This window comes from Streptomyces sp. NBC_01591, from assembly GCF_035918155.1.
Lineage (GTDB): Bacteria > Actinomycetota > Actinomycetes > Streptomycetales > Streptomycetaceae > Streptomyces.
Genome location: NZ_CP109327.1, coordinates 3,903,655 through 3,915,018, shown reverse-complemented (window position 1 = coordinate 3,915,018; position 11,364 = coordinate 3,903,655). Strand labels below are relative to the sequence as shown.

Annotated in this window: 12 protein-coding genes and 1 rRNA gene; 10 read left to right on the top strand and 3 right to left on the bottom strand. The window is 69.4% G+C overall.

All coding sequences use genetic code 11. From position 1 onward, the window contains the following. Positions 1-42 precede the first annotated feature (42 nt). From rrf to OG978_RS18110, 9 genes are all read left to right on the top strand, one after another. Positions 43-159: ribosomal RNA gene (rrf, locus tag OG978_RS18150) — 5S ribosomal RNA — on the top strand. A gap of 71 nt (positions 160-230) precedes the next feature. Continuing rightward, entirely contained in the window at positions 231-875 is a 645-nt protein-coding gene (locus OG978_RS18145; protein WP_326766245.1) for an HAD family hydrolase, read from the top strand. A gap of 42 nt (positions 876-917) precedes the next feature. After that, the gene (locus OG978_RS18140; protein ID WP_326766244.1) at positions 918-2,129 is read left to right on the top strand and encodes an MFS transporter; all 1,212 of its coding nucleotides are present in this window, start codon (positions 918-920) and stop codon (positions 2,127-2,129) included. Next, positions 2,098-3,270: an acetoin utilization protein AcuC gene (locus tag OG978_RS18135; protein WP_326766243.1), complete on the top strand. Its 1,173-nt coding sequence runs from the start codon at positions 2,098-2,100 to the stop codon at positions 3,268-3,270. Before OG978_RS18140 ends, OG978_RS18135 begins: the two co-directional genes overlap by 32 nt. Before the next feature lie 122 nt (positions 3,271-3,392). After that, positions 3,393-4,208 carry a phosphatase gene (locus OG978_RS18130; RefSeq protein WP_326766242.1) on the top strand — a complete coding sequence of 272 codons (816 nt, stop codon included), beginning with the start codon at positions 3,393-3,395 and terminating at the stop codon, positions 4,206-4,208. 128 nt (positions 4,209-4,336) lie between these two features. Continuing rightward, complete coding sequence (locus OG978_RS18125; RefSeq protein ID WP_014046653.1) at positions 4,337-4,549, top strand: helix-turn-helix domain-containing protein; 213 nt, start codon at positions 4,337-4,339, stop codon at positions 4,547-4,549. 110 nt (positions 4,550-4,659) lie between these two features. Next, positions 4,660-4,758, top strand: coding sequence for a 30S ribosomal protein bS22 (locus OG978_RS18120; RefSeq protein ID WP_003948845.1), 99 nt, complete (start codon positions 4,660-4,662; stop codon positions 4,756-4,758). Positions 4,759-4,946: 188 nt separating this feature from the next. Further along, positions 4,947-6,041: an NAD-dependent epimerase/dehydratase family protein gene (locus OG978_RS18115; protein ID WP_326766241.1), complete on the top strand. Its 1,095-nt coding sequence runs from the start codon at positions 4,947-4,949 to the stop codon at positions 6,039-6,041. A 15-nt stretch (positions 6,042-6,056) separates the two neighbouring features. Next, a complete protein-coding gene (locus OG978_RS18110; RefSeq protein ID WP_326766240.1) occupies positions 6,057-7,124 on the top strand; it encodes a lysophospholipid acyltransferase family protein in 1,068 nt (355 codons plus the stop codon). 63 nt (positions 7,125-7,187) lie between these two features. Here OG978_RS18110 and OG978_RS18105 read toward each other — a convergent pair whose 3' ends face one another. From OG978_RS18105 to OG978_RS18095, 3 genes are all read right to left on the bottom strand, one after another. Further along, positions 7,188-8,381 (bottom strand): DUF5667 domain-containing protein, encoded by a 1,194-nt coding sequence (locus OG978_RS18105; RefSeq protein WP_326766239.1) that lies wholly within the window; start codon positions 8,379-8,381, stop codon positions 7,188-7,190. 225 nt (positions 8,382-8,606) lie between these two features. After that, positions 8,607-9,383 carry an ECF subfamily RNA polymerase sigma factor, BldN family gene (locus OG978_RS18100; protein ID WP_326766238.1) on the bottom strand — a complete coding sequence of 259 codons (777 nt, stop codon included), beginning with the start codon at positions 9,381-9,383 and terminating at the stop codon, positions 8,607-8,609. 361 nt (positions 9,384-9,744) lie between these two features. Next, positions 9,745-10,698 (bottom strand): HAD family hydrolase, encoded by a 954-nt coding sequence (locus OG978_RS18095; RefSeq protein ID WP_326766237.1) that lies wholly within the window; start codon positions 10,696-10,698, stop codon positions 9,745-9,747. 147 nt (positions 10,699-10,845) lie between these two features. Here OG978_RS18095 and OG978_RS18090 point away from each other — a divergent pair, with 147 nt between their 5' ends. After that, positions 10,846-11,121 (top strand): glutaredoxin family protein, encoded by a 276-nt coding sequence (locus OG978_RS18090; RefSeq protein WP_326766236.1) that lies wholly within the window; start codon positions 10,846-10,848, stop codon positions 11,119-11,121. The last annotated feature ends 243 nt before the right edge of the window (positions 11,122-11,364 follow it).

Below are 11,364 nucleotides of genomic sequence, written 5' to 3'. Positions count from 1 at the left end.
CGAACGGCCGTGTTTTTCCGGTGTTGGTTAATTTCATAGTGTTTCGGTGGTCATTGCGTTAGGGAAACGCCCGGTTACATTCCGAACCCGGAAGCTAAGCCTTTCAGCGCCGATGGTACTGCAGGGGGGACCCTGTGGGAGAGTAGGACGCCGCCGAACAATCATTGTGGAAAGCCCCGTGCCCTTGTGGCACGGGGCTTTTCTGCGTTCCGAGCGTCTAGGCTCGAACCATGCGCTACGAACTGGTCATCTTCGACAACGACGGTGTGCTCGTGGACAGCGAGCCGATCTCCAACACCATCCTGGCCGAGTACCTCACGGAGCTCGGCCACCCCACCTCGTACCAGGAGAGCCTTCGGGACTACATGGGGGCCGCCGTGCACCGGGTGCACGATCTCGTCGAGGAACGAACCGGGGAGAAGCTGCCCGCGGACTTCGACGAGACGCTCCACTCGCGGATCTTCACCGCGTTCGAGCAGGAGCTGGAACCGGTGGCCGGGGTCGGGGACGTGCTGGGGAAGCTGGTCGCCGACGGGGTTCCGTACTGTGTCGCGTCCTCCAGCAGTCATGAGCGGATCCGGGTCGGGCATCGCAAGACCGGGCTCGACGAGTGGTTCGAGGAGGAGTGGATCTTCAGCGCGGAGGACGTGGGGCAGGGAAAGCCGGCGCCCGACCTGTTCCTGCTCGCGGCCGAGCGGATGGGGGTTCCTCCCGAGCGGTGCGTCGTCATCGAGGACAGCCCACTCGGAGTGGAGGCGGCCAGGGCCGCGGGGATGGATGTGTACGGGTTTACGTCGATGATGCCGGCGGACCGGCTCGCCGGGGTGACCGGGCATTTCTCCGACATGAGTCAACTCCGGGAAATGCTCGCCTGATTCATCTACCCACTGGTAGAAACTGGCCTTACGCTCGCGGCCATGACAGATGCTCGCTTGCGGCACGGCAGGGCCTCCCTCACGTTGAGCTTCTTCGTGCAGGGAGTCACCTTCGCTCTGTTGGTGACGCGGATTCCCGCGATCCAGGACCGGTACGGGATATCCGACGGGCTGCTGCCCGTCTTCCTGGCCGCGGTGCCCATCCTGGCCGGGGCGGGCAGCGTGGTCACCGAGAAGGTGGTCGCCCGGGTGCGGCCCAGGGTCGTGCTGAGGTGGGCACAGCCCGTCGTGATGCTTGCGCTCCTCGGTACCGGGGCCGGGAACGCGCTGTGGGAGGCGGCCCTGGCGCTGGGCGTGTTCGGGCTCGCCGTCGGGGCGCTCGATGCCTCCATGAACATGATGGGGGTCAGCCTCCAGCGGGCGTACGGGCGCTCCATCATGCTCGGCTTCCATGCCGCGTACAGCCTGGGCGGGATCGCCGGAGCGTCCATGGCGTGGGCCGGGGCGCACTGGGATCTGTCGCTGCTGGTCTCGTACCTGCCGGCGGTCGTGGTGCTGCTGCCTGTCGCGTTCATCGGGAGTCGGTGGTACACCGAAGGCGCTTCGGCGGAAGCGAAGGCGAAGGCGGGGGAGGGGCAGGGCAAGGGGGCGGCCTCGGTCTCCTTCAAGTTGCTGATGCCGCTCTGTCTGGTGATGAGCTTCGCGTACATCGGGGACTCTACGGTCTCCAACTGGAGCGCCAAGTATCTGCAGGACGTGCTGGGGAGCTCGGAGCAGCTGTCGACCCTTCCGTACAACGTCTATATGGTGACGACGCTGCTGGGGCGGGCCGTCGGGGACCTCGGGGTGCGGCGGTTCGGGGCTGTGACCGTGGTGCGGGGCGGGAGTGTGCTGGCCGCTGCCGGGTTCGTCGTGGTGGCGGTGGCCGGTGGGGCGTGGACCGGGATGCTCGGGTTCACCATGCTCGGGCTCGGGCTCTGCGTGATCGTGCCGCAGACGTTCGCCGCTGCCGGGCGGATGTTCCCCGGGGCGAGCGATACGGCCATCGCGCGGCTGAATGTCTTCAACTACGTGGGATTCCTGGTCGGATCGCCCTTGGTGGGGGCGCTCGGGGACGCCTGGAGCTACCGGGGGGCGATGCTCGTACCGATGGTGCTGGTGCTCGCGACGCTGGTGTACGCCAAGTCGTTCGACGCGGAGCCCGCCCGATACGGTGGCGGGCATGAGCGGCCGCGCACAGTTGATGTGGGATGACGCAGTAACGGGATACGACTTCGGGGAAAGTCATCCGATGGACCCCGTCAGACTTTCCCTGACCATGGGGCTGGTCCGGGCGTTCGGGCTCGACGGTGCGGTGGATGTGGTGGCGGCCAAACCCGCCGGGGAGTCCACGCTGCGGCTGGTGCACCGCGAGGACTACGTGGCCGCGGTGCGCGCCGCCTCGGCGGATCCGAAGCACGCCGATCAGAAGTACGGGCTCGGGACGGTGGACGATCCGGCCTTCGCGGGGATGCACGAGGTGTCGGCGCTGATCGCCGGGCAGTCGGTGGCGGCGGCCGAGGCGGTGTGGCGCGGGGACACCGCGCATGCCGTGAACTTCACCGGCGGGCTGCACCACGCCATGCCGGGCGGTGCGGCGGGGTTCTGCGTCTACAACGATCCGGCGCTCGCCATCGCGAGGATGCTGGAGCTGGGCGCCGAGCGGATCGCGTACGTCGATGTGGACGTGCACCACGGTGACGGGGTGCAGGCGGCCTTCTGGGAGGACCCGCGGGTCCTGACCGTATCGCTGCACGAGCACCCGCGGACGCTCTTCCCGCAGACCGGCTGGCCGGAGGAGACCGGCTCGGGAGCGGGTGAGGGCAGTGCGGTGAATGTGGCGCTGCCGGCCGGTACGGGGGACGCGGGGTGGCTGCGGGCGTTCCATGCGGTGGTGCCGGAGCTGCTGGCGGACTTCCGGCCGCAGGTGCTGGTGAGCCAGCACGGGGCCGATACGCATTTCGAGGATCCGCTCGCCCATCTCGCGGTGTCGCTGGACGCGCAGCGCGCGGTGATGTCGGCCTGTCACGATCTCGCCCATGAGTATGTGGAGGGCGGGCGCTGGGTGGCGCTCGGCGGGGGCGGTTACGCGGTGGTCGATGTGGTGCCGCGGTCCTGGACGCATCTGGTGGGGATCGCCGCGCATGCTCCGGTGGACCCGGAGTCGATGATTCCGTCGTCGTGGCGGGACGAGGTCTATGCCCGGACCCGGCAGTTGGGGCCGGCCCGGATGACGGACGGTCGTACTCCTTCCTGGAAGTCGTGGGAGGAGGGGTACGACCCCGCGGACCGGCTGGACCAGGCGGTGCTGGCGACGCGGCGGGCGGCGTTCCCGTTGCGGGGGCTGCTGACCTGAGCCGGGCGGGGGCGGTCGAGATGCGGGTGTTTCCGTGCGGTGGCGCGTAATGGTTACGCCAACTGTGGGGCGTAACCGGGCTTCCGGCCCCCCGTCCGAGTGATTGGGGGAGCATCGGTGGGGTGTTGAGCACCGGAGCGCTGCGTGCGCATCTGCTGGCGGCCCGGCTGGCCGGGCCCGTGGCCACCTCGCGGGAGGTGAGTCTGCGGAGTTATCGACTCTTCGCGGCCCGGGACCCGCGGGTGACGCTCGGCCTCGACCCCGGGCGGGGTTGGGAGGAGCACGATCTGCTTCGTCTGATGGCCGACAAGTGCGGGGTTTCGGACGATCCTGCTCATGTCTCGGGGCCTGATGTGATCGACCCGGAGCGGACCCTGGCAGGTCTGGATGCTTTCGCCGAGCGGCTGTCGCATGCCGCGGTCCGGCGGGCGCCGGTGCTGTTCGGTACCGGTCATCCGCACCGGTTGCTCGGTTTCTACGCAGCGCTGGCAGACGCCATGTCGGCGGCCGGGTGCCGTGTACTCACACCCGCGCAGGGGCGATGTATCGACATAACGACCCGGTTCGGCGTACGCACGTGCAGCCTCGACTACGTACGAGGAGTCGCGATGGTGCGCGAACCCGGCGCGCGTTCTCCCGGTGGTGACACCGGCGCGCATACCCATTCCCCGCTGCCGGTCAGGGTCGTCCTGGAGGCGGCCGCGGAGGGTCGCGGGCGGTTGCCGGAACTGGTCGTCGGGGACCACGGCTGGGTCTGCGGGGCAGGTCAGCTGGGCATTGAGGCGATCGGCCTGGCCGATACGGACGATCCCGCGCTGTTCGTCGGGGAGGCCGAGGGCCGGGTGGCGGTCGCCGTGCCGCTCGACGACGCCGTGCCGGCCGCGTACTACCGGCCGCTGACGCGCTATGTACTCAATCGGGCGTTTCTGTCACGGTAGGCGGCCGATCGTCTCCCCTCTTCCCCACTCGCATCACCCGCCCCTAACCTGGGGAGTGAGCGCACAACGACGAAGAGTCACCGGAGGGGAAGCCGGTGCGCGTCTCGTGCGGAAGGTACAGGTGGGTCATGGCTGCTGGCAGCGAGAGGCCTCTCAACGAGGTCAAGTTTCTGACCGTGGCGGAAGTCGCCTCGGTCATGAGAGTGTCGAAGATGACCGTGTACCGCTTGGTGCACAGCGGTCATCTGCCGGCGATCCGGGTGGGCAGGTCCTTCCGGGTTCCGGAGCAAGCGGTTCACGAGTATCTCCGCGAGTCCTTTGTGGGGGTGGAGTCCGCCTGAGGTTCACCTCGGATTACGCCCCTCACGCGCTGGCGGGTAGGCTAGGCCGACGTAGGTCGTGTGGGCCCAGACGCCCCGCACCAGTGAAGAAGAAGTGAGCGAGGGTAGTCGTGGGCTCTGTTATCAAGAAGCGGCGCAAGCGGATGGCCAAGAAGAAGCACCGCAAGCTGCTCAAGCGCACGCGCGTTCAGCGTCGCAACAAGAAGTAAGCGAACGCGGTTCGTGAATCCGCAGCCCTCCCGCCGATCCGGCGGGAGGGCTGCGGTGCGTTGTGGGGGGGCAGTCGCCCGCATTCGGGCCAAAGACTTGGGGGAAGGCCGCCGCGCGGTCATCACAGGGCAACATCCACCCGCTACGGTGACGGCCAGGGGAAACCTTTCGACGGAAGGCGCTGATCTTGGGGAAGGTCGTGCTGGTCACGGGAGCGGCCCGGCAGCTGGGGGGCCGCTTCGTGCGGCGCATCCAGCGTGATCCGGGAGTGGACCGGGTGATCGCCGTCGACGCGGTCGCGCCCGGACACGAGTTGGGCGACGCCGATTTCGTGACGGCGGACATCCGCCAGCCCGCGATCGCCAGAGTCCTCGCCGAGCACTCCGTCGACACGGTGGTGCATCTGGACGTCTCGGCCAAGGCGGTCGGCACGGGCGGCCGGACGACGGTCAAGGAGACCAACGTCATCGGCACCATGCAGCTGCTCGGCGCCTGTCAGAAGGCGCCGAGCGTGCGGCGGCTGGTGGTCAAGTCCAGTACGAATGTGTACGGCTCGGCGCCGCGCGACCCGGCGGTCTTCACCGAGACCACCCCGCCCAAGTCCCTGCCCAGCGGCGGCTTCGCCAAGGACGTGGTGGAGGTCGAGGGGTACGTACGGGGCTTCGCGCGCCGCAGGCCGGACGTCGCCGTGTGCGTGCTCAGGTTCGCGAACATCCTGGGGCCCCGGGCCGACTCGCCGCTCGCCGACTATCTGTCGCTGCCCGTGCTGCCGACGGTGTTCGGATACGACCCGAGGCTCCAGTTCGTGCACGAGGACGATGTCGTCGACGTACTGGGCGTCGCGTCGGGCGAGCCGGGACGCGGGACGCTGAACAGCGGCACGTTCAATATCGCCGGGGACGGGGTGCTGCTGCTCTCGCAGTGCTCGCGGCGCCTGGGCCGGCCGACGATGCCGTTGCTGCTGCCCGCGGTCACCTGGGTCGGCCAGGCGTTGCGTACGGTCGGCATGACGGACTTTTCGCCGGAGCAGATCCGGCTGCTCACCCACGGCCGGGTGGTCTCCACCGTCCAGATGCGCGAGACCCTCGGCTTCCACCCCCGGTTCAGTACCGCGGAGACGTTCGCGGAGTTCGCGCGCAGTCAGGGGCCCGGACTGCTGCCGCCCGAAGCGGTGGGCAGGGCGGTCGACAGACTGGCCGTCATGCCGTTCGCCGGGGCGGGCGGCGATGTTCCGGGGATCACCGGGACCGGCGACACCGAGCCGGCCCCCAGCGCCAGGTAGAGGAGCGCACCGACGATGGCGGATGCCAAGGTCATTCCGTTCGACGACGACCGTTCGCGGACGGGCGGCTCAGCGCGCCCCGCACGGCGCCGGCCCGCAGGGGGTGGCGGCCGGGGCCAGGGGTCCACGGCGGCCTCCGTGGTGGGGACCGCGGCCGTGAGCGCCCTTCCGGGGCAGCAGGACGCCTCGAAGCCGCAGGAGGAGCCCGAGCGGGCCGGGCAGCCCGCGGAGCGGGACGATCGCGGCGGCTGGGACCGGCGGATCGCCGGCGGGCTCGCGTTCCTGCGGCGGCGGGTCACGGGTGACTACGACGTCGACGAGTTCGGGTACGACGAGGAGCTGACCGATCAGGTCCTGATGTCGATGCTCCGGCCGGTGTACGAGAAGTACTTCCGGGTCGAGGTGAAGGGCATCGAGAACATCCCCGCCGAGGGCGGGGCACTGATCGTGTCCAACCACTCGGGGACGTTGCCGCTCGACGGGCTGATGCTCCAGGTCGCCGTGCACGACAACCATCCGGCGGGCCGTCATCTGCGGCTGCTCGCCGCCGATCTCGTGTTCATGCTGCCGGTGGTGAACGAGCTGGCCCGTAAGGCCGGGCACACGCTGGCCTGTGCGGAGGACGCGGAGCGGCTGCTGCGGCGGGGCGAGGTCGTCGGGGTGATGCCGGAGGGGTTCAAGGGCATCGGGAAGCCGTTCGGGGAGCGGTACAAGCTGCAGCGCTTCGGGCGTGGCGGCTTCGTGTCCACGGCGCTGCGGGCCGGGGTGCCGATCGTTCCGTGTTCGATCGTGGGGGCGGAGGAGATCTACCCGATGATCGGCAACTCGAAGACGCTGGCGCGGCTGCTGGGCTTTCCGTACTTCCCGATCACGCCTACGTTTCCCTGGCTCGGGCCGCTCGGGGCGGTGCCGCTGCCGACGAAGTGGACGATCCAGTTCGGGGAGCCGATCTCCACGAGCGGGTATCCGGTGGAGGCGGCGGAGGATCCGATGCTGATGTTCAACCTGACGGATCAGGTGCGGGAACAGATTCAGCACACGCTGTACAAGCTGCTGGTGCAGCGGAGGTCGGTGTTCTTCTGAGGGGCGTGCCGGTACGCGGAGGGGGACGGCTCGCCGAGCCGTCCCCCTCCGTCCGAGGCGGCGCTAGTCGTTCTTCAGGTCCTCGCCGTTGATCCCCAGGCCCGGGAGGAGGCCGGGGAGGAGCGGCGGGAGGGTCACGTCCGGGGTGGGCGGGGTACTGAACCGGCCGTCGGCGGACGGGAGGGTGCCCGGAGGCGGGGTGCCGAGGAGGCCGTCCGTGCCGCCGCTGATCAGGCCCTCGGACGAGGCGCTGCCCGATCCTGACGGGTGGGGCGAGGAGCTGTTGTCCGTACGGCCCTGCGAGGCCTCCGGTGACGTGGGCGCCGAGGGGGCCGTACGCGAGGGTTGCGTGCCCTGGTCCGCGGTGTCCGACTGCTGTGAGCCGCCGTTGCCGTTCGGGGTGCGGGGCAGCAGCGACTGCAGCGGCTGGACCTCTTCGTCTATGGCGTCGAAGACGGAGCTGACCTGGTCGCCGACGTCCGTCAGCTGTACGGGCAGCCGGCCGCGGAGGCTGCTCCAGCTCTCGCGGTGCGAGCGGGAGAAGGAGTCCAGGGTCTGGATGGGGCCGATGGCGCCGTTCTGCTGGTACGCGGAGTGGAGCAGGCGGTGGCCCTCGCTGGCGTCGTGCGTCATGCCGTTGAGCGTGCGCCTGACTTCGCCGAGCTGTTCGTGGTCCAGGTCGCCGGAGCGGGCGCGCTCCATCAGCCGACGGGCCTCGCTGAGCCGGGTCGACGCCTGGTCCAGGTAGGCCTCGCCGCGGTCGGCGTCGCCGCTGGCCATGCCGAGCTGGATGTCCTCCATGCCGCGCTTGAGCCCGTACAGCGAATCACCCGGCAGGGCGTCGGAACTGGCAGCGGCCACTCCGCCGAAGGCCCCCGCCGCCACACCGACGGTGAGTCCGCCGGCCGCGAGGCCCTTCGTCCAGCGTGAACGCGGACGCAATTTCCGGAGCGGGGAGGCCCGGTGGGCTCCCTTGGTCCGCTGCTCGGGCACCGTAGGGCCCGCGGACGCACCGCCCTCGGTGAACATGGCCTCCATGGCGGCGACGAGCTGGGCTCGCTGCACCACTTTGACCTCGGGATCCAACTCCGGCCGCGGTACCTCACCGAGGCCGTTCGCCAGGGCCAACAGCGGTCCGTGGGCGGCCGGTTCGGCCGGTCCCTCGGGCTGTTCGGCCGCCGCACCGCGGAGCGACTGCTCCTCCAGGGCCTGGGCGAAGGCGTTCGCCCGCCGGTGTGCCGAAACGTTTGCGATCACTGGCGGCACCTCCTCTCGTCATGACGGTCGACTCCCCTGGTGGTCCGGAAGGTTGCACACCTTGAGCGCTTCCACACGAATGAGTGAGTGTCGGCGGACATGGGGTGACGACAGGGGGCCTGCAACCGGCACAACGAGGGGCGCGGCACTTGGGTTACGCACGAAGGATGATCGGACCAGTGTGTGATGAGCGTGTCGCCGAGAGTGATTCGGCCGGGGGTGGGGTCAGCGGGCATCTTCCGGGAGGAGCCGGGCCAGCGTGCGGACGGCGCGGTACTGCAGGGTCTTGATCGCGCCCTCGTTCTTGCCCATGACCCGGGCGGTCTCGGCGACCGAGAGGCCCTGCAGGAAGCGCAGGGTCACGCACTCCTGCTGCTGGGGGTTGAGCCGGCGCACGGCCTGTAGGAGCGCGGCGTTGGAGAGGGACTCCAGGACGGAGTCCTCGGGACTGCGCTCGACCTCGTTGGCGTCGAGCATTTCGCCGGTGGTCACTTCCAGCCGGAAGCGGCTGGACTTGAAGTGGTCGGCGACCAGGTTGCGGGCGATGGTGACCAGCCAGGCGCCGAAGTCGCGGCCCTGCCAGGTGAACGTGGAGATGCGGCGCAGGGCGCGCAGGAAGGTCTCACTGGTGAGGTCCTCCGCCGTCGCCTTGCCGCCCACGCGGTAGTAGATGTAGCGGTAGACGGTGTCGCTGTACTGGTCGTAGAGGCGGCCGAAGGCGTCGGCCTCGCCGGCCTGTGCGCGCTCGACGAGATCCATCATGCGCGCGCTGTCGCTGTCGGCGGTGGGCCGACGAACGGTGGACGTGGTCGTTGCGCCGCGGTTGCTGCGTCTTCCGACCGCCGCACTGCGTTCGGCCAGGGCGTAGCAAGGGCCGGCAGGTGCAGGGGTGGCAAATGCGGGTACGGCGTACGCGGTGGGGACGAAGCCGCGCAAGCGGTCGGCGACCGTTGCGCGCAGCGTAGCCAGGCCCGAGGCGTCAACCCCGACGTGTGGGTACACGGGACTCCCAGAGGCAGAGCTTCCATCACGTGCAGTGCGAAACCGTCACTCGTCGTAGTGAGTGGTGGGTTCCGGAATGCGTCTGAGGAGAATAACGCTTCGTACAGGCAGTGCTACGCCCAGTTGCTCAAATCATCGATTACGTCGCTTCTGTAGCGACTAAACGACGCATTAAGTGGCACATCGTGACCGTTTATTGATCGAATTGCTTCGGGATCTGCCTGCCGGGGCGACGGGTTGTGGCCGTGTGCGAGCAAGGCGACTGGCCGGAGCGGTCGGTGGGTAAGGGGTTCCGGTCGGCCGCGCGGGTCCGGGCGTGGCTCGCCCGGCCCACGGAGGGGCCGGGCGGGGCGGGGGTGCGTCAGCGGCGGCGGCGGTGCAGGGCGACGGCGGCCGCGGTGCCGCCCGCGATGGCGCCCACGCCGGCCGCGGCCGGGATGCCGACCTTGGCCGCCTTGCGGCCCGTCCGGTAGTCCCGCAGCCGCCAGTCGCGCGCGCGGGCGTGCTTGCGGAGCTTGGCGTCCGGGTTGATCGCGTACGGGTGTCCGACCAGGGACAGCATCGGGATGTCGTTGTGCGAATCGCTGTACGCCGCGCAGCGGTCGAGGTCCAGGCCCTCGGCGGCGGCCAGGGCGCGGACCGCCTCGGCCTTCGCGGGGCCGTGCAGCGGCTCGCCGACCAGGCGGCCGGTGTAGACGCCGCCGACGGATTCGGCGACCGTGCCGAGCGCGCCGGTCAGGCCGAGGCGGCGGGCGATGATCGTGGCGGTCTCCACCGGGGCCGCGGTGACCAGCCAGACGCGCTGTCCGGCGTCGAGGTGGGCCTGGGCGAGGGCCCGGGTGCCGGGCCAGATGCGGTCGGCCATGTACTCGTCGTAGATCTCCTCGCCGATGGACATCAGCTCCGAGACGCGGTGGCCCTTGACGATGGACAGGGCGCTGTCGCGGGCGTCCTGCATGTGCTCCGGGTCCTCGACGCCCGCCAGTCTGAACCAGGCCTGCTGCCAGGCGAACCGGGTCAGCTCGCGGCGCTGGAAGAACTTCCGCTTGTACAGGCCGCGGCCGAAGTGGAAGATCGCCGCGCCCTGCATGACGGTGTTGTCCAGGTCGAAGAAGGCGGCGGCCCGGTCGTCGCCGACGACGGGGAAGGGTGCTTCCTCGGCCTCCGCCTTCGTGGCGGCGTCCTGCTCGGTGCCGGGGGGCTGATCGGCGGGGAGGGTGGACCTCCGCGCTGCCTCAGCTGCTGCCTCGCCGGCCAGCACGCTCCGTGCTGTCGCGGGGCGCCTACGGGGTGTGAGCCATCCAAGAGCGGCCATGCCGTGAGCATAGCCAGTCGGCTCGGCCCTTCCCGACCTGCCGGGATGCCGCGGCGTGAACTCTTGGCTGAGGGTCTGTCGAACGGGCGATTCCGGGCATACCGGATCAAGGGCGGAACAGGTCCCCTCCCGGCGCAGAATGAAGGCATGAGTGCCTTGTTGCGACGTACGAAGAAGAAGCCCGCGGAACGAGTGGTGACCCTGGTCGGGAAGCCCGGGTGTCACCTCTGTGACGACGCGAGGCAGGTGGTGCGGGAGGTGTGCGAGGAGACCGGCGCGTCCTGGGAGGAGAAGGACATCACCCGGGACGAGGAGCTGTACCGGGAGTACTGGGAGCAGATCCCGGTGGTGCTGATCGATGACGAACAGCACACGTTCTGGCGGGTGGACCCGGCGAGGCTGCGTGAGGCACTGCGTTCGTGAGCGAAAGCCGGTTACCATCGTGGGCGTTTTGAGTGCTCTCGGGGGAGTGGTTGTGAGGAGTGTGTGCCGCTTTGCCCCCTTCGGGCCCGCAACGGGCTGATGCGATCCTTGGTTCCGGGATCGCGCGACGAATGTGCGTGACCCCGGTCACTTTGACCGGACAAAACGGACACTATCTTTGTGCACGTGTTCACAAAGACATAGCCTGCATTCGACGGGGCGGTCCGGGGAAATGCGGCCGCC